Annotated in this window: 20 protein-coding genes; 10 read left to right on the top strand and 10 right to left on the bottom strand. The window is 69.3% G+C overall.

Annotated features, from left to right (window positions below):
* Positions 1–3 precede the first annotated feature (3 nt).
* Positions 4–1,467, bottom strand: a complete 1,464-nt coding sequence (locus BUF17_RS09050; RefSeq protein WP_073627781.1) for an efflux RND transporter periplasmic adaptor subunit — start codon at positions 1,465–1,467, stop codon at positions 4–6.
* A gap of 435 nt (positions 1,468–1,902) precedes the next feature.
* Here BUF17_RS09050 and BUF17_RS09055 point away from each other — a divergent pair, with 435 nt between their 5' ends.
* The 7 genes from BUF17_RS09055 (at position 1,903) to BUF17_RS09085 (ending at position 9,350) form a co-directional block, all read left to right on the top strand.
* Positions 1,903–2,826, top strand: coding sequence for a hypothetical protein (locus tag BUF17_RS09055; RefSeq protein ID WP_073627783.1), 924 nt, complete (start codon positions 1,903–1,905; stop codon positions 2,824–2,826).
* A gap of 358 nt (positions 2,827–3,184) precedes the next feature.
* Complete coding sequence (locus tag BUF17_RS09060) at positions 3,185–4,615, top strand: M48 family metalloprotease (RefSeq protein ID WP_084564416.1); 1,431 nt, start codon at positions 3,185–3,187, stop codon at positions 4,613–4,615.
* Positions 4,616–4,703: 88 nt separating this feature from the next.
* The gene (locus BUF17_RS09065) at positions 4,704–5,456 is read left to right on the top strand and encodes a DUF1045 domain-containing protein (protein WP_073627784.1); all 753 of its coding nucleotides are present in this window, start codon (positions 4,704–4,706) and stop codon (positions 5,454–5,456) included.
* A complete protein-coding gene (locus BUF17_RS09070) occupies positions 5,456–6,604 on the top strand; it encodes an alpha-D-ribose 1-methylphosphonate 5-triphosphate diphosphatase (RefSeq protein ID WP_073627786.1) in 1,149 nt (382 codons plus the stop codon). The genes BUF17_RS09065 and BUF17_RS09070 overlap by 1 nt, the downstream gene beginning before the upstream one ends.
* Positions 6,605–6,637: 33 nt before the next feature.
* The gene (locus tag BUF17_RS09075) at positions 6,638–6,997 is read left to right on the top strand and encodes a tRNA-binding protein (protein WP_073627788.1); all 360 of its coding nucleotides are present in this window, start codon (positions 6,638–6,640) and stop codon (positions 6,995–6,997) included.
* A 107-nt stretch (positions 6,998–7,104) separates the two neighbouring features.
* Complete coding sequence (locus BUF17_RS09080; RefSeq protein WP_139282475.1) at positions 7,105–8,331, top strand: glycoside hydrolase 5 family protein; 1,227 nt, start codon at positions 7,105–7,107, stop codon at positions 8,329–8,331.
* 227 nt (positions 8,332–8,558) lie between these two features.
* Positions 8,559–9,350, top strand: a complete 792-nt coding sequence (locus tag BUF17_RS09085) for a sulfite exporter TauE/SafE family protein (RefSeq protein ID WP_073627792.1) — start codon at positions 8,559–8,561, stop codon at positions 9,348–9,350.
* Positions 9,351–9,380: 30 nt separating this feature from the next.
* On the opposite strand, the gene BUF17_RS09090 is transcribed toward BUF17_RS09085, so the two are convergent.
* From BUF17_RS09090 to BUF17_RS09100, 3 genes are all read right to left on the bottom strand, one after another.
* Positions 9,381–10,502: a 5-(carboxyamino)imidazole ribonucleotide synthase gene (locus BUF17_RS09090; protein WP_084564316.1), complete on the bottom strand. Its 1,122-nt coding sequence runs from the start codon at positions 10,500–10,502 to the stop codon at positions 9,381–9,383.
* Positions 10,503–10,557: 55 nt separating this feature from the next.
* Positions 10,558–11,058, bottom strand: a complete 501-nt coding sequence (gene purE / locus BUF17_RS09095; RefSeq protein ID WP_073627794.1) for a 5-(carboxyamino)imidazole ribonucleotide mutase — start codon at positions 11,056–11,058, stop codon at positions 10,558–10,560.
* A gap of 117 nt (positions 11,059–11,175) precedes the next feature.
* Complete coding sequence (locus BUF17_RS09100) at positions 11,176–11,382, bottom strand: YdcH family protein (protein WP_073627796.1); 207 nt, start codon at positions 11,380–11,382, stop codon at positions 11,176–11,178.
* Between the two features lie 426 nt (positions 11,383–11,808).
* On the opposite strand from BUF17_RS09100, the gene BUF17_RS09105 reads away from it, so the two are divergent.
* Positions 11,809–11,991, top strand: coding sequence for a YdcH family protein (locus BUF17_RS09105; protein ID WP_073627798.1), 183 nt, complete (start codon positions 11,809–11,811; stop codon positions 11,989–11,991).
* A 145-nt stretch (positions 11,992–12,136) separates the two neighbouring features.
* Here the strand turns inward: BUF17_RS09105 and BUF17_RS09110 are convergent, their stop codons facing one another.
* Positions 12,137–13,297 (bottom strand): OpgC family protein, encoded by a 1,161-nt coding sequence (locus BUF17_RS09110; protein WP_175563661.1) that lies wholly within the window; start codon positions 13,295–13,297, stop codon positions 12,137–12,139.
* A gap of 470 nt (positions 13,298–13,767) precedes the next feature.
* Here BUF17_RS09110 and BUF17_RS09115 point away from each other — a divergent pair, with 470 nt between their 5' ends.
* Positions 13,768–15,708 carry an AMP-binding protein gene (locus BUF17_RS09115; protein WP_073627802.1) on the top strand — a complete coding sequence of 647 codons (1,941 nt, stop codon included), beginning with the start codon at positions 13,768–13,770 and terminating at the stop codon, positions 15,706–15,708.
* A 169-nt stretch (positions 15,709–15,877) separates the two neighbouring features.
* Here BUF17_RS09115 and apaG read toward each other — a convergent pair whose 3' ends face one another.
* Positions 15,878–16,270, bottom strand: a complete 393-nt coding sequence (apaG, locus tag BUF17_RS09120; protein ID WP_073627804.1) for a Co2+/Mg2+ efflux protein ApaG — start codon at positions 16,268–16,270, stop codon at positions 15,878–15,880.
* A 481-nt stretch (positions 16,271–16,751) separates the two neighbouring features.
* On the opposite strand from apaG, the gene BUF17_RS09125 reads away from it, so the two are divergent.
* Entirely contained in the window at positions 16,752–17,009 is a 258-nt protein-coding gene (locus BUF17_RS09125; protein ID WP_073627806.1) for a sulfurtransferase TusA family protein, read from the top strand.
* A 46-nt stretch (positions 17,010–17,055) separates the two neighbouring features.
* On the opposite strand, the gene BUF17_RS09130 is transcribed toward BUF17_RS09125, so the two are convergent.
* The 4 genes from BUF17_RS09130 to BUF17_RS09145 form a co-directional block, all read right to left on the bottom strand.
* Positions 17,056–18,579, bottom strand: coding sequence for a GGDEF domain-containing protein (locus tag BUF17_RS09130; RefSeq protein WP_073627808.1), 1,524 nt, complete (start codon positions 18,577–18,579; stop codon positions 17,056–17,058).
* A gap of 614 nt (positions 18,580–19,193) precedes the next feature.
* Positions 19,194–19,943 carry a YebC/PmpR family DNA-binding transcriptional regulator gene (locus BUF17_RS09135; RefSeq protein WP_073627810.1) on the bottom strand — a complete coding sequence of 250 codons (750 nt, stop codon included), beginning with the start codon at positions 19,941–19,943 and terminating at the stop codon, positions 19,194–19,196.
* 141 nt (positions 19,944–20,084) lie between these two features.
* Positions 20,085–20,906, bottom strand: a complete 822-nt coding sequence (locus tag BUF17_RS09140) for a TIGR00282 family metallophosphoesterase (RefSeq protein WP_073627812.1) — start codon at positions 20,904–20,906, stop codon at positions 20,085–20,087.
* Between the two features lie 228 nt (positions 20,907–21,134).
* Positions 21,135–21,815, bottom strand: coding sequence for a 5-formyltetrahydrofolate cyclo-ligase (locus BUF17_RS09145; protein ID WP_084564420.1), 681 nt, complete (start codon positions 21,813–21,815; stop codon positions 21,135–21,137).
* Between the last annotated feature and the right edge of the window lie 64 nt (positions 21,816–21,879).

Below are 21,879 nucleotides of genomic sequence, written 5' to 3' on the forward strand. Positions count from 1 at the left end.
CGGTTATTTCCCGGCGGCAGGAGCTGCGGGAGCCGTCGCAGCGGGAGCGGTCTTGTCCGTCGTCGCCGACGGCTTCTCCGTTCCCTGCTGCTGCTCTTCCGTCACCGGAATGCCGGGATTGCTGGCGGCGGTGGCATAGGTCGGCGCCACCACCATGCCGGGCTTGACCTTCTGCACGCCGTCCACGATCACGGTCTCGCCGGCGATCAGGCCCGACGTCACGGCGTAGCCGCCGTTGACCTTGATCTGGGGGTTGTAGGTGATCGTCCGGCTCACCGCCTTGTTGTCGGTGTCGAGCACGAACACGTAGGTGGAATCGGCCGTCTGAAGCACCGCGCTCTGCGGCACCACCGGCATCTTCGTGGTATCGCCGACCTGGATCGTCACCATCACGTATTCGCCCGGCAGCAGCAGGTTGTCCGGGTTGTCGAACATCGCGCGCACGGTGACGGTGCCGGTGTTGGCGTTAACCTGATTGTTGATGAACTCGACCTTGCCGCCGTTCTTGTAGGACGAACCATCCGGCAGCACGAGGCTGAGCTTGAACGAGTCGGGATCGGGTCCGGCACCGATGGCGGTCTCGTCCGTCACGGTCTCGGCCTGTTGAGGGGTCTTCGCACCCTTCGAGGCGTTACGCATCACGGTGACGTAGTCTTTTTCCGGGATCGCGAAGGCGACGCGGATCGGGTTCACCTGCACCAGGGTGGACAGGGTGCCCGAGGACTCGTTGACGAGATTGCCGACGGTGTAGTTCGTGACGCCGATGCGGCCGGCGATCGGAGCGGAGATCGTGGTGTAGGACAGGTTGAGCTGAGCGGTCTGAACCTGCGCCTCGGCCTGGGCGATGGCCGCCTGTGCCTGCTGCACGCTCGCCGCGGCCACGTCGCGGTCCGCGGTCGCGGTGTCGACGACGGCCTGGGAGACGGTGCCGCTCTTCACGAGCGCGGTCTGCCGGTCGAGGGTGAGCTGCTTTTCCTGGAGGTTCGCCTGGGCGGAGGCGAGCTGGGCCTTGCCGGCGGCGAGCTGGCCCTGTGCCTGGGCGAGCTGCGCCTGGAACGGCGCCTGTTCGATCTGGTAGAGGAGCTGGCCGGTCTTGACGAAGGCGCCTTCGGTGAACGCCACCTGGTCGAGGAAGCCCTGGACGCGGGCCTTGAGATCGACCTGCTGGATCGCTTCGACATTGCCGACAAACGGGAAGCGGGTGGAAACGTCCTGATCGACGATGGGGGCGACGATCACCGACGGGGCCGAGGGAGCGGCCGCCGTCTGCGCCAGTGCAGGGGCGGCGGTGGGACCCGCGAAGGCGCCGACCACCGCAGCGGCCTTGAGAAGGCGGCCGATCGGCTTCGGCAGGCCAAGCGCCCTGCTGCTCCGCCGAATAGCGCCGGCCGCCGGACGGTTCCGCCCGGCCTCCCACGCCGACGAGAGGAAACGGAAAATCTCGTCACGCGCGGTCGATTGCGCCATTGACCCCTCCAAACGGGAACAGAACACGAAACTCATAGCCGGAAGCTCCCCCAAAAACCCGGAGCGGTCCACCGCCGGCAGCGTCCGCCTTGATAGAGCCAACGACCATTGATTGGAACCGCGCTGCCGTCAACTCGCCACATCGCGACCAAATTTCGCCAGCCCGGCGAATTCCGGCGCCGTGGCGGCGGCGACGCGTGTGGGAGCCCGCATTGAAAGCGTCGCAAACCTTCGGCACAGTCTGAAGACAATCATTCGAGCGGGGCCACGCCTCGTCACGCGGCTTCGATTTCGGTCCCTGCCGATGCGGCACAGCCAAGCCAGCCCATTGCGCGCCCCCCTTCGCCCGCAGCAAGCCGTTCCGTCGCGGGGAACGCAGGCCGCGGTCTCCGCCCTACGGTCATTCAAGGGGATTGCTCCAGGAAGGCCGGACCGATGACCGTATTCTCCACCAAATCCACCTTCGCCGGGCGTTCGACGGACGGGGTTTCGGTGGGTAGGACCATCCTCCCGGCCGGCTGGGCCTTGCTGGTGTTGCCGGTCGCGGTCCTGGCCGTTCCGATTTCCGCCCGCGCCGCCGAGCCCGCGCCATGCGCCCCAGCGGCGTTTGCGGCGAAGGTGTCCTCCGCGGTTTCGCCGACCGAACTCATGCTCGAGGACGGGCGCACGCTGCGTCTTGCCGGCGTCGCCCTGCCCTCTCTCCCGCCCGCGGCCACGGAAAGGGCGCGGCAGGCGCTGGACGCCGCTGCCGCCGGCCGCGCCGCCCGCATCACGCCGGTGGCGAGTGCGGATCGCTGGGGCCGCATCGCTGCCCACATCTCTCTCGACGGCGCGGCGGATCGCGGCGGAATTCCCGGTGCCGCCGGCGAGCCGGGAGGACACGACCTCGCATCCGCCCTTGTTTCCGATGGCATCCTGATCGCCTTTCCGGAAGCGGCGACGGTGCCATGCGATGGGGGCACGGGACACCGCATTGCCTCCGCCGAAGGCCCGGCGCGCGAGGCCCGCCGCGGCATCTGGAGCCCGGCGGCGCGGATGGTGCGCGACGCCGGCGATCCGACCCTGCCTTCGGCGGCGGGCCGCCTCACCCTTGTCGAGGGGCTGGTTCAGTCGGTCGGACACGCGGGCCGGACCTATTTCCTCAATTTCGGCGCACGATGGAGCCTTGATTTCACCGTGACGATCACCGAAAGCGATCTTGAGGGCCACCGCGCGGAAGGCATCGATGTCGCCGGTCTCGCCGGCACGCGGGTCCGGGTGCGCGGCTGGATCGAGGATGACGGCGGCGCCCTGATCGCGCGCGCGTCGCCGGGCACGATCGAACGCGCGGAGGCGGCGGCGGATGTCCCATCCCCCTGAACACGCATGGGTTCCGCTTTCGGTTCAATCGCTTGTGGCCCGAGGCGCAAGGGCGGTCTAGAGTTGGACGGAAGCGAATCGAAGCGACGGCGCAAGCCGATGCAGGCGCATCGGACCGGGGTGACACGGCGGGCCGGAACTATGACGGCCCGGACGTGGTGGTCCGAGGCCCGACGTGATGAAACGGGTTGAACCTCTGCGCGGGTTGGCGCGTTAGGGTGGCCGGAGCTTGGCGAACCGAATTATGACGGGCCGGGGTATGGCGAGGCTGAATGCGGCGTGCCGGGTCGCCGATCGCGAGCGGTCGGCGACGGAGGAACAGCCGCGCGCGAACCGGCGCGTGCCTGCGGCCGCGTCGATGCTTCCGCTCGTCCTGCTACTGCTTGCGGGCTGCACACTCACCGCGCCGGAGCCGCCGACCATCAGCGTCGCGGCGCCCGCGGCATCGCGCACCATCGTTTCTCCGGAGAGTTCGGTCGGCGCGCGCGAGCATCCGCGCATCCTGGCAGCCTATGGCGGCGTCTATTCCGACCCCAAGGTCGAGGCGGCGGTCGCGCGGGTTGTCGGGCGCCTCGTGGCGGCCTCGGACGATCCGACCCGGACTTATCGGGTCACCATCCTCAATTCACCGACCGTCAACGCCTTCGCGCTGCCGGGCGGCTATGTCTATGTCACGCGCGGTCTTCTGGCGCTCGCCGAGGATTCGTCCGAGGTCGCCGCCGTGCTGGCCCACGAGATGGGCCACATCACCGCCCAGCACGCCTTCGCGCGCCAGCAGCGCGCCGAAGCCGCGGCGGTCGTCAGCCGCGTCGCGGATGCGGTGCGCGATTCCACCGCGGCGAAGTCGGCGGTCGCGACCGCCCAGCTTTCGCTGGCGCGGTTCAGCCAGGCCCAGGAACTGGAGGCCGATTCCATCGGCGTCAGGACGCTGGCACGCGCCGGCTACGATCCCTTCGCCGCCGCGCGCTTCCTGACCGCGATGGGCAAGTTCTCCGCGCTCAACGCCTCCCGCCAGTCGGCGGGCAGCAACCGGCCGGACTTCCTGTCGTCCCACCCGGCGACGCCGGAGCGCATCGAGCTTGCCACCCGCGAGGCGCGCCAGTTCGCCGGCACCGATGTGGGCGAGCAGGACCGCGACGCCTACCTGCGCGATCTCGACGGCATGCTCTATGGCGACGATCCCCGCGAGGGCTTCGTGCGCGGCACCTCGTTCCAGCACAGCGTGCTCGGCATCGCCTTCACGGTGCCGCAGGGCTTCACCCTCGACAACACGCCGCGTGCGGTGCTGGCGAGCGACGGCGGCCGCATCGCGATGCGTTTCGACGGCATCGACGTGTCGGGCTCGATGTCGCTGCCGGATTATCTGCGCTCGGGCTGGGTCAAGGGGCTGATCGAGGACAGCATCCGCACCACCAACATGAACGGCCTGCCGACCGCGACCGCGGCCGCGATCTCCGACGGCTGGTCGTTCCGCATCGCGCTCGTGCGCACGCCAACCCGCACCTATCGCTTCATCTTCGCCACCGCCAGCCCGTCGCCCGACTTCGAGCGGGCGTTCTCCGACACGCTGGCAAGCTTCCACGAGCTGACGGCCGAGGAGAGGGCCACGCTGAAGCCGCTGCGCATCCGCGTCATCCGCACCGGTCCCACCGACACCATCGACACGCTGGCCATGCGCATGAAGGGCTCGACCGGCGCCTATGCCCGCGATCTGTTCACGGTGCTGAACCAGATCGATCCCGCCGTCCAGATTCCGCCCGGAACGCTTGTCAAGATCGTCGGCGACTGAGCGGGGTCCCCCGCGACCGGAGCGGCTCGCCGCACCGCGACCCCCGACCTTCTGCCGGCGCGAGAGCGCCCCTCCGACGAGCCCGCCGATGCCGACCGCCTTCCGTCACGCCCTTTATTATGCCCCGCGCCCGGCAAGCCTGCTGGCACGGCTCGGCGCGCGGTGGCTCGGCCGCGATGCGGTGACGGGGGCCGAGACGGAACAGCCGGCGGTCGGGGGAATCGGCCCTGAGGATTTCGCCGCCCTGACACGAGGCGCGCGGCGCTACGGCTTCCACGGCACGCTGAAGGCGCCGATCGCGCTCGCCGACGGCACCGACGAGGCCGCGCTCGATTCCGCCCTCGACGCGTTCGCCGCCACGCGCGCGCCGGCGGTGATCGCCGGCCTGCGCCTCGGCCGGCTCGGCGCCTTCCTCGCGCTCGTGCCCGATGCACCATCGCCCGAACTCGAGCGCCTCGCCGCCGATCTCGTGCGCGCGTTCGACCATTTCCGCAGGCCGCCGGACGAAGCCGAGCTCGGCCGCCGCCGCAGGGCCGGGCTTTCGCCGCGACAGGAAGAACTGCTCGCCGCCTTCGGCTATCCCTACGTCCTGGAACAGTTCCGCTTCCACATGACGCTGACCGACGCCCTCGACGCGGACACGCTCGATGCCGCCGAGAACGCCGCCCGCACCTTCTTCGCCCCGGTGCTCGGCCGCCCGGTGACGGTCGACGCCATCGCCCATTTCGTCGAGCCGGAGGGCGGCGGGCCGTTCCTGGTGCGCCGGTTCGTGCCGCTCGGCGGCCCTCTGGCCGCCCGTCGCCAGGGCACGGAGCCGGGCCGTTTCGGAGATGAGCGCTGATGGGCCGCGATCTCGTTCTCGCCAATGCCCGTCTGGTGCTGGCTGACCGCGTGGTGACGGGATCGCTCGCCGTGCGGGACGGGCGGATCGCCGCCGTCGACGACGGCCTCAGCACGGGCGGAGGCATCGAGGATCTGGAAGGCGATTTCCTGCTGCCGGGCCTCGTCGAGCTTCACACCGACCATCTGGAAAGCCATTTCGCCCCGAGGCCCGGGGTGCGCTGGAACCCGATCGCCGCCGTGCAGGCGCACGATGCCCAGATCGCGGGCTCCGGTATCACCACGGTGTTCGACGCGCTGCGCGTCGGTTCGGACCCGGACGCGGAGGATGCCGGCCGGGAAACCCGGGTGCTGGTCGATGCCCTGAACGAGGCGCGGGCCGAGGACCGGCTGAGGGCCGATCATTTCCTGCACCTGCGCTGCGAGGTCCCCGCCGCGGTGGTGGTGCAGGAGGCCGAGCCGCTGTTCGCGCTCGGAGCGGTGCGGCTGGCCTCGCTGATGGACCACACGCCCGGCCAGCGCCAGTTCGTCGACCTCGCGCAATACCGCCGCTACTACCAGGCCAAGGCCGGGTTCGGCGAGGCGGAGATGGACGCCTATGTCGCCTATCGGCAGGGCGTCGGCATCGAGCGGGCGTCGATCAACCGGCCGAAGCTGGTCGCACTCGCCCATGCCGCCGGCGCGATCCTGGCGAGCCACGACGATGCGACCGCCGCGCACGTCGCGGAGGCCGTGGCCGAGGGCGTTTCGATCGCCGAGTTCCCGACCACGGTGGAGGCGGCCTCTGCCGCCCGCGCCGCCGGCCTGAAAGTGCTGATGGGGGCGCCGAACGTGGTGCGTGGCGGCTCGCATTCCGGCAATGCGGCGGCCTCCGATCTTGCCGAACGTGGCCTCTTGGACGTGCTGTCGTCCGATTATGTGCCGCTGAGCCTGATCCACGCCGCCTTCGTGCTGCCGGAGCGCGTGAGCGGCCTCGATCTGCCTGCAGCGGTCGCCTTCGTTACCCGCAATCCCGCCGCCGCCGTCGGCCTCCACGACCGTGGTGCCCTCGCCCCCGGCCTGCGTGCGGACCTGGTGCGCGTCTCCCACCGCCCCGGCCACGTTCCCATCGTGCGCGCGGTCTGGCGGGAAGGCCGCCGCGTCGCCTGAATCTGAGCCCCATCCATCCACCGGAGCATACCCATGACCGAGGCCGCAGTGCCGCTCGCTACCATTGGCTTCGACGATTTCCTTAAGGTCGACATCCGGGTCGGCACCGTCGTTGCCGCGCTGCCCTATCCGGAAGCGCGCAAGCCCGCCATCAAGCTCGAGATCGATCTCGGGCCGGAGATCGGCATCAAGCGCTCGTCCGCTCAAATCACCGTGCACTACACCCCGGAGAGCCTGATCGGCCGCAAGGTGCTCTGCGTCGTCAACTTTCCGCCGCGCCAGATCGGCAAGTTCCTCTCCGAGGTTCTGACCCTCGGCGTCCCCGACGACGATGGCGCTGTGGTGCTCGTCCGTCCTGATCTCGACGCACCGGACGGCAGCCGCCTTTTCTGACGACCCGTTCCTTCCGGGAGAAGCCATTGCCCCGCTTTCCACGCCGCCGCCGGCCGCAGCTGCCGTTGTGCCGTGACGCCCCGCGCACGATCGGGACCGTTGCAGCCTTGGCCGCGGCCCTTGCCGCGACCCTTGCCGCGACCTTTGCCGCCACCCCGTCGTTCGCCGGCGAGGTCGCGGTCTCCGGGGATCGGATCCTGGTCGACGGCAAGCCGTTCGTGGTCCACGGCGCGGCCGGATGGGAACGGCTCGACGTGTTGAAGGGGTTGGGCGCCAACGCCGTCCGCACCTATGGCGACCTGGGCAACGAGATCCTCGATCCGGCGGAAAAGCTCGGCCTGAAGGTCGCCCTCGGCTTCTGGCTGGAGCCGCCGCGCCGCGGCTTCGACTACGCCAACCGCGCGGCGGTGGAGGAGCAGCTTGCACGGCTCGAAGCCTTCGTCCGCGCCCACAAGGACCATCCCGCCCTGCTGATGTGGGGCATCGGCAACGAGGTGGAGGCCGAGGCGCCCGACCCCGATCTCGTCTATGCCGCCATCGGCGAGGCAGCGCGGCGCACCAAGGCCATCGATCCCGACCACCCGACGATGGCAGTGCTGGCCGAGACCGGCGAGGACAAGGTGAGCCGGCTGATGAAGTTCGCGCCCGATATCGACGTGCTCGGACTGAATTCCTACGGCGAGGCGCTGCCGAGCGTGATCGGGCGGGCGCGCGCGCAGGGCTGGACGGGACCGATCATGGTGACCGAACTCGGCGTGATCGGCCAGTGGGACGCGCCGAAGACGGCGTGGGGCGCCGCCGTCGAGCCGACCAGCACCGCGAAGGCGGACCTGCTTGCCCGCTATCTCGGCGCGCTGGAAGCCGGCGGGGCCGGCGAGTTCGTGTTCTTCTGGGGCCAGAAGCAGGAGGTGACGCCCACCTGGCACGGCCTGATCACGCCGACCGGGGAGTGGACCGGGACGGCCGAGGCGATGGCCACCGCCTGGGGCGGTACCACGCCGGGCGGCGACCGGGCACCGCGCATCGCCCGCCTCGCCTGGCGTGATGGTGATCACTGGCCCGCCTCCGGCGAAGGCGTGGCCGTGCTCGAAACCTCCGATCCGGACGGCGATCCCCTCACCGTCGAATGGACGGTGATGGAGGAAAGCCGCGACCTGAAAACCGGAGGCGATGCCGAGAGCGTGCCGCCCAGCCATGCCGTGGCGCTCAAGGTGGCCGGCCAGGACGGCGCCACCGTGACGGGGCTCGCCCCCGGACACTACCGCCTGTTCGTGACCGTCCGCGACGGCCGCGGCGCCGCCGCGACCGGAAACCTGCCGTTCGCGGTGCAGTAGCCCCGTCGGCCTGCCTGTCGGACTGCGGCTTGGCCGGAGGCCGCCGATATCGTCCCGTCTGGACGTGGGGGCGCGGGTCGCTCCCACGGTGCCGTCACCGCTGCCGGCGAACGGCTGCGGCATGGCGCAGCTTGATCTTTACCCCGATCGGGCGTTCTTCATCCCCGGCGCTGCCTGATCGGCCGCCGGTTCCGCCCTCCCCTCCGGCCCGCCAGTCCCGATACGCGATGCTCGACGATCCCTGGTTCTACGCCATCGCCGTGCCGACGGTGATCCTGATCGGCATCTCGAAGGGCGGCGTCGCCGGCGGGCTGGGGATGCTCGGCGTGCCGCTGCTCTCGTTGCGCATTCCGCCGCTCGAGGCGGCCGCGGTGCTGCTGCCGCTGCTGATCGTGATGGATATCCACGGCGTCTGGGAATATCGCCGCGATTTCGACCGCCGGAACATCCTGCAGATGGTGCCGGGCGCCGTGGTCGGCACGGTGATCGCCGCGGCCACCGCCCATATCGTCACCGACGATCAGGTGAAGCTGATGGTCGGCCTGATCTCGGTGGTGTTCACGCTGAACGCCTGGTTTTCCATCGTCGGGCGGTTCGTGAGGACGCGGCAGGACAAAGCCCGGGAGCAGGACGGCCTGCGCACCGGCCTCGGAGGCGGGCTGTTCTGGGGGGCGATCGCCGGCTACACCAGCTTTCTCGCCCATGCCGGGGCGCCGCCGGTGCAGGTGCACCTGCTGCCGCAGCGGCTGCCGACACGCACCTATGTGGCGACGACCGTGGTGTTCTTCTTCTTCACCAACGCGATCAAGGTGCCGCCCTACCTGATGCTGGGCACGCTCGACCGCTCCACGCTGCTGACGTCGCTGGTTCTGGCGCCGCTGGCGCCCATCGGCATGAAGATCGGCTTCTGGACGGTGAAGGCGATTCCGGTGGAGCTGTTCTACCGGATTTCCTGGATCTTGGTGTTCATCATCGGCCTGAAGCTGATGCTGGACGGGCTCGGGCTGCGCCTGTTCTGAGGGGCTTCGCCTGTTGCCGCGAGCGGCCGCTCAGCGCGGCAGCGGGCGGTTGACGTGGCCCATCTTGCGGCCCGGGCGCGCCTCGGCCTTGCCGTAGAGATGAAGCCGCGCGCCCGGCTCGGCAAGGATGTCCCGCCAGCGGTCGACATCGTCGCCGATCAGGTTCTCCATCTCCACCGGCGCGATCAGCCGCGGACGGCCGAGCGGCCAGCCGGCAACGGCGCGCACATGCTGCTCGAACTGGCAGACGGTGGCGGCATCCTGGGTCCAGTGACCGGAATTGTGGACGCGCGGCGCGATCTCGTTGGCGACGAGGCGCTCGCCGTCGGCATCGCGCACAAGGAACAGCTCCACCGCCAGCGTGCCGACATGGTCGAGCGCGTGCGCCACCTTCGCCCCGAGCGCGCGCGCCGCCATCTCCGTTTCCGGGGCTATCGCCGCCGGCACACGCGTGCGCTTCAGGATGTGATGCTCGTGGCGGTTTTCGGCGACGTCGAAAGTCTCCACGGCGCCGTCGAGGCCGCGGGCGAGCACGATGGAGCATTCGAGCGCGAACGGCACGAATGCCTCCAGAATGGCCGGCGCCCGCCCGATGACGGCGAACGCCTCTTCCGCATCGAAGCCCTCGCGGATGATGGTCTGGCCTTTGCCGTCGTAGCCGAGGCGGCGGGTCTTCAAGACGGCCGGCAAGCCGATCTCCCGCGCGGCGGCTTCGAGATCGGCCGCATTGTCGACGGCTTTGAAGGCGGCGACGGGAATGCCGAGTTCGCTGAGGAAGGTCTTTTCGGCAAGCCGGTCCTGGCAGATGGCGAGCGAGCGCGGCCCCGGCCGCACCGGAACGAGGCCGGCGAGCACCGCGGCGGTGCGCTCCGGCACGTTCTCGAACTCGTAGGTCACGACATCCACCGCGCCGGCGAATGCGGCGAGCGCGGCCTCGTCCTCGTAGGCCGCGACGGTGCGCGAGGCCGACACCTCGAAGGCCGGGCTCGCCGGATCCGGGCAATAGACGTGGACGTGGAGGCCGAGCCGCGCGGCGGCGACGGCGATCATGCGCCCGAGCTGCCCACCGCCGAGGATGCCGATGGTGCCGCCGGGTGCGAGCGCGATGCCGGGGGCGGCCTGCGGAGACGGAACGGACGCGGACGGGCTCACGGGGAAGGCTCCTCGGCTGGCATCGGAAAGGCCGGCGGGCGTCAGGGAGATGCGGTCAAAGGGCGCCGAAATCCGGGCGGGCTTCCACCGCGGCGGTGCGGGCCGCGCGCCAGGCGTCGAGCCTGTTGGCGAGTTCGGGATCGGAGATGGCGAGCACGGCGACGGCGAGCAGCGCGGCGTTCACCGCGCCCGCCCGGCCGATGGCGAGCGTGCCGACCGGCACGCCGGCGGGCATCTGCACGATCGACAGCAGGCTGTCCTCGCCCGACAGCGCCTTCGATTCCACCGGCACGCCGAACACCGGCAGCGGCGTCAGCGCCGCGACCATGCCCGGCAGGTGCGCGGCGCCGCCGGCGCCGGCGATGATGATCTTGAAGCCCTCGTCGCGGGCGGACTTGGCGAACGCGAACATCCGCTCGGGTGTGCGGTGGGCCGACACGACCTGGATGTCGTGCTCGACACCGAGCTCGATGAGGGTTTCGGAGGCATGGCGCATCGTCGCCCAGTCGGACGTGGACCCCATGATGATCGCAATCGGCGGCGTCTTTTCAGCCATGCCCCTCAAGCCTTTCGCTCGCACCGCGGCGGATGCGCGGGGAAAGCCGGGCCATTAATGGAAAGCCCTGCCCGAAGCAAGGACGTTCGCCGGGAAATCGCCCGGCGGCGGCCGTGTTCAGGCGATGATATCGGGCAGCATCTGGTCTTCCAGAAAGGTGATGCGGTCCTTCAGCAGAAGCTTGCGCTTCTTCAGCCGCTGCACCTGGATGAAATCCGCGTGGGTGGACTGCGCGAGCGCCGCGATCGCCGCATCGAGATCGCGATGCTCCTGCCGCAGGCGGGCGAGTTCCATGCGGACGGCGGTTTCCTCTTCCTCGGTCATGCAGCGGCCACCCCGCACCGATCGAAGACTTCGGAACGAAACAATCCGGTCGCCATCAGCCGCTCATCTTCCCCGTCGAGCCCGCACACGAACGCGTGAGCCGGCCACCCCTCGCTTTTGGTCCGGCACGGCGGCTCGCCGCCCGGACCGCCGTCACCATAGCATGGAACCCAAGGCACTTGCAGATGGAGGGGCACTTGCAGATGAGGGAAGCGGCCGGCGGCGAGGGCACGCTCCGTCCTGAGCCGGAAAACATTCGCGGCTTACCCCTTGAACCGGCCGCGGACATGCCCAATTCGAACATTGGAGACGGCACCGGCGGCTTCGCAACGGGCGCTAAAAGTGCGACACTCCCGTTGTCGGGAGAGCGGCCCGCCGAGAGGCAGCCTCCGACAATGGCCGAAACGAAACAGGGAGATACAATCCATGTCGATCGAGTCCCATTTGGCCGAGCTGAACCGACGTCACGCAGCCTTGGAGCGCGAACTTCAGGACGCACAGAGCCATCCGAGCATCGACACCATCCTCTTGACCGCGCTGAAGCGCCGCAAGCTTCAGGTCAAGGAGCAGATCGACCGCATTTCGGCGGCATCCCCCTCCCTCCACTGACGCAAGGCGCCGCCGGTTCCCGTCCCGGGCAGGCGGCACAGCGTTGAAGACCTCGTCGGGCCGCCGGCATTCGCCGGTCGGCCCGATTCGTATGAGGCAGGCCTTCCGCCGGGGCGGGGCTTTTCCTCAGGCCGTGGATTTTTCCTCAGGCCGTGGATCTTGCCCGCGCGCGCAGCGCCTCGGGCTCGGTGCGGGCCGCCGGACGCGGCGCGGTGATCGCCTTCCAGAGATCGAGCCAGAGTGCCAGACCGAGCTGGATGGCAAGGCCGACGAACACCACCACGACATCCACCGCGAAGCCGCCGCCGGTTGCGCGCTCGATCACCTGACCGGCGACCGCGAGCAGCGAACCGGTGCAGAAGATCGCCAGCGAATGCCGGCCGATGCGCGAGAACGGATTGCGCTCGCCGGCGCGCATGACCCGCTCGTCGATCCACCGATAGGGCAGATGGGCGACGACATAGATCAGCGCCAGCGCATGCAGCATCCGCGGCAGGGCGAGGGAGCCCTTGTCGAAGGTGTACATGAAGTTGGGGATCGGCAGCGCGCCATCGGCCGGCCAGAGATTGCCGAACTTGATGACGGCGCCGGCGACGAGAGCCGCCAGGGCAAGGCCATAGGCGACGGGATGGAAGCCGACCGGCTGGCCGCCGCGATAGAGCGCGCCGGCGGCGAAGCCGATGGTGAACAGGAGCTGCCACGACAGCGGGTCGAAGAACCAGCGCCCGTCCGACGGCAGGTTCGGCAGCGACCAGCCCGCCAGATGGGCCACGACATAGAGGCCGAAGGAGCCCGCGAGCGCGAACAGGAGATTGCGGGCCGCGACCGCCATCAAAACGGGCAGCGCGGCGAGCAGCACCACATAGAGCGGCAGGATGTTGAAATAGCCGATCTGGTAGGCGAGCGTCGCCATCCCGACCATGGCGTGCACGGGATCGCGGATCAGGTAGTCGAGGCCGTGCACCCGGGTCCAGTGCGCATCGGAGAACCAGATCGCCGCGCCGAAGAACAGCGCCACCGCCATCGCGATGGTGACGACGTGGGCCATGTAGAGTTTGCCGACGCGCTGGTAGACGCGCACCGTGGCATAGACCGGCTCTCCGGAGAGGTAACGGGTGAAGTAGGCGAGCGCCGCCGAGAACCCCGACAGGAACACGAAGATCTCGGCGCTGTCCGAAACGCCGAAGTTGCGGATGGTCAAGGCCTCGAACATGTTGCCGGGGATATGATCGGCAAAGATCATCACGAGAGCGACGCCGCGCCAGAAATCGATGCGGTGGTCCCTGAAGCGGGTCGCTGCGTTCATCGTCATCCTCCGGGCCCGTTTGGGGCGTGATACCGGCGGACCGCTGAACGGTACATGAACGGTAGGACACGCCGGACGACGCCGTGTGAACGGCAGCCATTGCCCGGCCACAGGCCGGCGGGGCCGAGTTCCCCGCAAGCCTCTACGCCGATGGGCTAATTTCGCCGTTTTCGTGCAAGCGCTACAAGACGCTGCAGGCACATGACGCCGCCGGGAGGATGTTGGTTCCCGACGCCGCCGCCTGCGGGAAGGCGAAGACCGCATCGCAATGCGGCACAAGGGAGGCGCGGCCCGTCGCCACGAGCCGCTCGACGTCGGATTTGCACCACAAAGACGCGCGCCCGTTTCGCGGGCGCCGCCCGGCCCTGCCGCTTGTGCGCGACCTTCGCGCCGGAGCCGCATGCCGCCGGGCCGCCATCGCGCCCGGCAGCGGAGCCGGCCGAGCAGACGTTCAGGGAGGGAGAAACGGAATGAAACGGAGCGAGGCCAGCCGCTATCACGCGGTCTACGGGGCGTGGCAGAACGATCCATCGGGCTTCTGGGCCGAGGCGGCCACCGCCATCGACTGGTTCTCGTCCTGGGACACGCCGTTCGACGCGGCCCTCGGGGTCTACGGCCGCTGGTTTCCCGGCGCCACCACGAACGTCGCCCACAACTGCCTCGACCGGCACGTCGCCGCCGGCCGGGGCGATCAGCCCGCTCTGGTGCACGAATCCCCGGTCACCGGCACCCGCACGGTCTTCACCTATGCCGATCTGACCGCACGGGTGGAGGCGTTCGCCGCCGTGCTCGCCGACCACGGCGTCGGCAAGGGTGACCGTGTCGTCGTCTACATGCCGATGATCCCGGAAGCGGTGATCACCATGCTGGCGGCCGCGCGGCTCGGGGCGGTGCATTCGGTGGTGTTCGGCGGCTTCGCGGCGCGCGAACTCGCGACCCGCATCGAGGATGCGGAACCCAAGGTCATCGTCAGCGCCTCCTGCGGCATTGAGCCCGGCCGGGTCGTCGCCTACAAGCCGCTGGTGGACGAGGCGATCGTGCTTTCGAGCCACAAACCGGCGTTCAACCTGGTGTTCCAGCGCCCGCAATCCGCGGCGGCGCTGAGCCGGGCCGAGGACGTCGACGCGGGCGCGCTGTTCGCCGCAGCGCTGGCCGCCGGCCGGCGCGTCGCCTGCGTGCCGGTGGAGGCGACGGACCCGCATTATATCCTCTACACCTCCGGCACCACGGGCGTGCCCAAGGGCGTGGTCCGCGACACCGCCGGCATGGTGGCGCTCAAGTGGACCATGCACGCGATCTACGGCCTCAGCCCGGGGGAGGCGTTCTTCACCGCCTCCGACATCGGCTGGGTCGTCGGCCACTCCTACATCGTCTACGGGCCGCTGCTGCATGGCTGCACGACGGTGCTCTATGAGGGCAAGCCGGTGGGGACGCCGGACGCGGGGCAGTTCTGGCGGGTGATCGAACAGAACAACGTGGTGGCGCTGTTCACGGCACCGACGGCGCTGCGCGCCATCAAGAAGGAAGACCCGGAGGGCCGCTTCCTCTCCGGCCGAACGCTGCCCAGTCTGCGGGCGCTGTTCCTCGCCGGCGAGCGCGCCGATCCCGACACCGCGGAGTGGGCCTCGCACCTCCTCAAGGTGCCCGTGATCGACAACTGGTGGCAGACCGAAACCGGATGGCCGATCGCCGCCAACCCGCTCGGGCTCGGCCTCGTCCATGCCCGCTACGGCTCGGCGGCTGTGCCGATGCCGGGCCACGGGCTCGAGGTGGTGGACGACGATGGTCATCCCCTGCCCCACGGCGTGCTCGGCAATCTCGTCATCCGGCTGCCGCTGCCTCCGGGCTGCCTGCCGACGCTGTGGAACCGAGACGGCCGCTTCCGCGCCGACTACCTGTCGGACTTCCCCGGATACTACAAGACGTCGGATGCCGGCTATATCGACGGCGAAGGCTGCGTGTTCGTGATGGGCCGCACCGACGACATCATCAACGTCGCCGGCCACCGGCTGTCGACGGGCGGAATGGAAGAGGTGCTGGCCGGACACCCGGCGGTGGCCGAATGCGCCGTGGTCGGCATTTCCGACGCACTCAAGGGCCAGACCCCGTGCGGGTTCGTGGTGCTGAAGAGCGGCGTCGGCCAGGCGCCAGCCGAGATCGAGGCCGAACTCGTCGCCCGCGTGCGCCAGATCATCGGCCCTGTGGCCTCGTTCCGCCTCGCCATCGTGGTCGACCGGCTTCCCAAGACCCGTTCGGGCAAGATCCTGCGGGCCGCCATCCGCCAGCTCGCCGACGGCGAGCCGGTCCGGGTGCCGGCGACCATCGACGACGCGTCCGTGCTCGGCGAGATCGAGGACGTGCTCCAGGCCCGCGGCGTGCTCGACCGGCTGGCGGAACAGGTCGGCGGCTAAAGCAAATCCCGTTCAGTTCGAACCGATCTGAACGACAAGGATATGCTCAAGCTTTTGAATCTGGGGCGATTTCTTGTCGATCTGATGAGTCCATCAGATCGGAAAGCGCCCTAGTATCCGCCCCGGACGCCACACATTGCGGGAAAGGCCCTCGCCTCCCGCCGCACGGTCAGTTGAGGGTGCGGCGGGGTTCCGGCAGGTCGAGAGAGAAGGCCGGAATGGCGGCATCGAACGCGTCGCCGCCGCTCCCCTGCATCCGGTAGCTGCCGACCATGATGCCGGACGGCGTCGTCAACGGGCAGCCGGAGACATAGCTGTAGCTGTCGCCGGGGCCGATCACGGGTTCCTCGCCGACCACGCCCGGCCCGCGGACTTCCTGCACGCGGCCGAGCCCGTCGGTGATGATCCAGTGCCGTGACCTCAGCTGCACCGTTTCTTCGCCGAGATTGACGATTTCCACTGCATAGGACCAGTACCAGCGGCCGTCCTCGGGCGTGGAGTGCTCGGGCACATAGCGCGGCTCGACGGTGACCTGGATGTTGCGGGTAATCGTGCGGTACATGGCTGCTTCACCTTGCCTGCCCCAGGCTCTCCGGACCGGGCGGACCGGCGCGGCGGCCGACCTGCGACGGCAGTGCCGGAGCGCGGGTCCGCGGAGCATCAGAAACGCGGCATGCCGGCCGTCCTGTCAATCGCCCCTCGGGCCACCGACTGACGCGCCGGAGACGGCGCTGGCATTGCGGACCTTTCGCCCCTCCTGCCAGGAAACGCCGCGGCGATCCCAGCCGATCCGGCCGGCACGGCTTGAACGAACCGAACTTTGCGCCATGATGCAACGAAACGATCGGCGCCACGATCACATCTCCTTGTTGCGGCGCGGCTTTTCTCCAGAAGCGCTTTCCGGTTTTCCAGGAGCGTCTGTCGGCTTTCCCAGGCATTTGCCGGTCTGATGGAGGCATCCGATCGACAAACATCATTCCGGATCCGGCACCGGGAGCATGTCCCGTTCAGATGGCGGACGCGCGTCAGACGGTAGGGTGAAGATGGACGGGGCAGGAAACGCGAACGACCCCATCGAACTCGACGTCATCGGCCTCAACTGCCCGCTGCCGGTGATGCGAACGCGGCGCGCGCTCTCGGACCTGCCCCGGGGCGCCCGGCTGGTCGTGCGCGCCAGCGATCCCCTCGCCGCGATCGACATTCCGCATTTCTGCACGGAGGCGGGCCACCGGCTGTTGTCGATGCGGGAGGACGGACGCGTTCTCGTGTTCGCGATAGAGAAGGGGGTTGATCCCGACTGACGGCAGAACCTGGCCGATGGCGGCCCCGCCTGGGGAAGGACGTGCGTCAGGATCGGCGGTTGGGCGAGATCGGCCCGCCGGCGGTATAGAGGCGCGTGCGGTTGCGGCCGTCTCGCTTGGCGGCGTAGAGCGCGACATCCGCCGCCTGGAGCAGCGGGCCGGGATCGACGTCGGCCGGGCGCAGCACGGCGACGCCGATGCTGACGGAGCACGGCGGCATGTCGCTGTGCTCGGCGGCGCGCGCCACCGACAGGCGGATCTTCTCGGCGACGATCATCGCGCCTTCGCCGCGGGTTCCCGGCAGCAGCACGGCGAACTCCTCCCCGCCGTAGCGCGCGGCCACGTCGGCCGGCCGGCGCACGTTGGCGCCGATCTGCGCGGCGATCGCCCGCAGCCGCTCGTCGCCGGCGACGTGGCCGAAACGGTCGTTGAACGCCTTGAAATGATCGACGTCGATCATGAGGAGCGCCATCGTCGAGCCGTCGCGCAGGCTGCGCAGCCATTCGTGCCGCAGGGCGACGTCGAAATAGCGCCGGTTCGAGAGATTGGTGAGGCCGTCGGTGGATGCGACCGCCGAGAGTTCGGCGTTCGCGACCTCCAGAGCACGCGCCGTGCGTTCGAGCCGGCGGGCGGCGGCCGAAGCGCCGCGCAACACCAGCCAAGTCGTTGCGGCCACGAGAACCGCGACCACGAAAAGCGCCGGCAGCATGGTCTTGAGCAGCATGGTCCCCGGTTCCGGCGGGGTCCATTGCAGCCTGATCGGCTCGTCGCCGATCTGGGGAAGGCTGGTCGTCATCGCCGCCACGGGCTCGCCGGGCGCCGCCACATGGAGATCGCCGATCCGGAAGCGCTCGCCAACCCGCGCCACCCAGCCCTGTCCGATGTCGATGCCGAACAGCAGCACCGCGCCGCTGGCCGGAGGCGGAACGGCATGGCCGTCGAACGGACCGGGCGGGACGATGAGCGAGGCAGTGAGGAAGACCGTCCGGTCGTCGGCCATGCCGAACCCGGAGACCGCATGGCCGGGTCCGACGGCCTGAGCCCGCCTGATCAGGGCACCGATGCCCGGACCGAACAGCGAGACGGCATCGTCGTTGGTCGGCTTGCCGTCGACGAGGGCGTGAATGGTGCGCTCGTCGCTGCCGAGCACAAATGCGTAGGCGATGCCCGACTGCGCCGCCAGCGTCTCCTCCAGGTCACGGTCGAGTTTCCAGCCGGTGGCGGCGGCATCCGCTGCGGGGCGGATTTCCTGCTGGCGCGCACCGTCGACAACGGCTTGTCCGTATTGCTCCTCAAGATCGGCGAGGACGGAGGCGACATAGTCGCTGGACTGCTCGCGCGCCGCCTCGTTCTGCCGCATCGCGACGTCGATCACGAGAAGCAGCATCGCAAGGAAGACGAGGCCGACGAGCAGCCCGATCACCGGCATGGTGACGCGGGTGAACCGGCGCGCGGACAGGGCATCGTGGGTTGGCTGGGTCGACCGAGCGAACCAGAACGTGTCGCGCCACCACGAGCGGCCACCCCGGCGTTGAAAATCGGACGGGCGCCAGGACGCGGCCGAGTTCATGCCCCGCCCCCTCCCGAACGGCAGAGACCCGCCACGGATCGCATGCGAGCAGGCCGGCCGCGGACGTTCGCTCGGGGAGAATCACAAGCGGCCGGCCGCGAGCCTGCGACGGAACCGGCGAGATTCAGGCCGACGATTTCGCTCCGGCGAAAGGCGGGCATCGCTCGCTCGCTGTGATTCGGAGGTCGGGGACGAATGTCCCGACTGGGAAGACGGCCCGTTCGACTTCCACGGGCCAGGCTGGATATGCACGGCCTAGCCTGGAAATCCGCACGGAAAGCGGATCTCCGAACAACGCCCCTCACAAGGCGTTAAGGTTAAATTACGCACAACTTAAGGCGATACGCCCGCGATTGTGAAACACCGCGGCGCGGCAAACGGGCGCGGCGAGCCGGGCAAAATCAGCCCGCCCAATCCGGTCTCATGCCCCGGGCGCTGGAGCCGATCCCGTTCGGATCGAACCGATCAGAACGACAGGGACAGTCCCAAGCCTTTGAACGCAGGCCATTCAAAGCAAGCCGTTCAAAAGCAAGTCATTCAAGCCACTTACCCGGAGCGATCTCTTGCCGATCGGACGATTTCGTCCGATCGGAAGGCGCCCCAGACCGCGCGTCTCAGGCGGCCGCGAGCTTCGCCAGCATCTCGTCGGGCAGCTCGAAGTTCGCGAAAACATTCTGCACGTCGTCGTCGTCCTCGAGCTGGGCGACGAGCTTCAGGAGCGTCTCGCCCTTGTCCTCGTCGACCGGCACGAGGTTCTGCGGCTTCCACACCACCTTGACGCTCTCCGGCTCGCCGAGCGTCTCGGCGATCGCCTCGGAAACCTCGCCGATCGATTCGAACGCGCAAACCACCACGTGGCCATCTTCGGACGAGGTGACGTCGTCGGCACCGGCCTCGATGGCTGCGTCCATCACCGCATCGTCGGAGCCGACCTCCCGCTTGAAGCTGATCTCGCCGACCCGGTCGAACATGAACGACACCGAGCCGGTTTCACCGAGCGCCCCGCCGTTCTTGGTGAACGCCGCCCGAACCGCGCTCGCGGTGCGGTTGCGGTTGTCGGTGAGGGTCTCGACGATGACGGCGACGCCGCCGGGGCCGTAGCCCTCGTAGCGAACCTCTTCGAAATTGTCGCCGTCGGCCGCCTGCGCTTTCTTGATGGCGCGGTCGATATTGTCCTTGGGCATGTTCTCGGCGCGGGCGTTCTGCACCGCGAGCCGGAGGCGCGAATTCATCTTCGGGTCGGGGATCCCGAGCTTCGCCGCGACAGTGATCTCGCGCGCCAGCTTGGAGAACGCCTTTGAGCGCCGGGCGTCCGCGGCGCCCTTCTTGTGCATGATGTTCTTGAATTGGGAATGGCCGGCCATGCTCTGCCACCGTCTTAAGGGATCGTGAAAATTTGCGCGGGTTATAAGCCGTCATGCTCGCAAAAGGAAGCCCGGGCGGCCCGAAAGCGGCGGTAAGGTACTGCGCGGCGCGCGCGGCAGGGCGCCCGCCCGCCGCCCGCCTCAGGCCCAGAAGGGGGGCTCGATCTGCGAGAGTCTTCCGCCGATGCGCACCGGGTGTACCGCGCGCGCGAGGCCCGTCGTCTCGTCGATCTCGACGGCGACGCCCGAAAGTGTCGCCTCGCCGTTCGCCGGCTGGAAACGGCCGGCGGGAATGCGGCGCAGGAAGCGGTTCAGCGGCTCGTCGCGATCCATACCGATCACGGACTCGTAGTCGCCGCACATGCCGACATCGGTCATGAAGGCCGTGCCGTCCGGCAGGATGCGGTGGTCGGCGGTCGGCACATGGGTGTGGGTGCCGACGACGAGGCTGGCGCGGCCGTCGACGAAGAACCCGACGGCCTGCTTCTCGCTTGTGGTCTCGGCATGGAAATCGATCACCACAGCATCGGCCTGTTCGCCGAGCGGACAGGCCGAAAGCGCCGCCTCGATGGCGGCAAACGGATCGTCCAGCGGCTCCATGAACACGCGGCCCATGGCGTTGATCACGAGGACGCGGGCGCCGTTGCGGGCCACGAACAGGTTGGCGCCCCGGCCCGGCGTTCCCGCCGGGTAGTTCAGCGGGCGGAGCAGACGCGGCTGGCGCTCGATGAACACCAGCGCCTCGCGCTGGTCCCAGACGTGGTTTCCGGTCGTGACGACGTCGGCGCCGGCATCGAGCAGGTCCTGGGCGATGTCCTCGGTGATGCCGAAGCCGCCCGCCGCGTTCTCGCCGTTGACGACGACGAAATCGAGCGCCCATCGCGATACGAGTCCGGGCAACTGCCCCACCACCGCCGCCCGGCCGGCCCGGCCGACGACATCACCGAGAAACAACAGACGCATCGACTTTCCTCACGCTCCTGACGCGGACACACCCGTCCGGACGGACGTCGCCGGCTGGACGGGGTGGCGCGGCCTTGGGGGCCGCCGCGACCGGCAGAATCCGCCGGACCGTGTCCGCCGGGCCGCCCGCGCCAGGGCAGCGGGATCGACCGGATTTCTTGCCTTCCTACGCCCCAGCGCCGGCGAAGGAAATCCCGTCGTCACATTCTGCAGTCCCGGCGGGGAGCTTCAGGCCGGCAGGGCGCCGTCGAGGCGGCGCAGGCCGGCCTCGGTGAGGACGGCGTCGAGCGGGCGATCGTGGCTTTCGGCGGGAATTTCCACCGCTTCCTGCACCGAGAAGGCGAGGCCGATGGCCCGCGGCCCGGGCGGCGCGGCCTGATCGAGACGGGCCAGCGCGCGATCGTAATAACCCTTGCCGTAGCCGAGCCTGTTTCCGCGGCCGTCGAACGCGGCGAGCGGCACCAGCACCACGTCCGGCGCCACCGCATCGGCCGCGAAGGACGGCTCGCTGAGCCCGAAGGTGCCGGGAAGCAGCGCCTCGCCCGGGGCCCAGGCGCGGAACACCATGGTCTCGCTGTCGACGAGCGCCGGCAGCGCGAGGCGGAAGCCGCGATCGTGCAGCACCATCGCCATCGGCCTCGGGTCGATCTCGTCGCGGATCGGGTGGAAGGTCGCGATCCGCGCGCCCGGACGAAGATCGAGCGCATCGATCCCCGCGACGAGCGCGGCGGCCGCTTCGCGCCGGGCCTCCGGCGTCAGCGCCGCACGACGGGCCAGCGCCTCGGCGCGCAACGCCGCCTTGAGGCGGCGCACGGTCGTCTGGTCGAGGGGGCCGGAATGCGCAGCGGCGGGAGCGGCCGTCTGGAAGGCAGCCGTCGCCGGCGTCGGATTGGGGGAAATGTCTGGCATGTCGGCCTTGTCCATCGAGGCGTCGCTGCGCGCAAGAAAGCGCTTCGCATGATGCAGCGCTTCG

The sequence above is a fragment of the Pseudoxanthobacter soli DSM 19599 genome (assembly GCF_900148505.1).
Taxonomy (GTDB): domain Bacteria; phylum Pseudomonadota; class Alphaproteobacteria; order Rhizobiales; family Segnochrobactraceae; genus Pseudoxanthobacter; species Pseudoxanthobacter soli.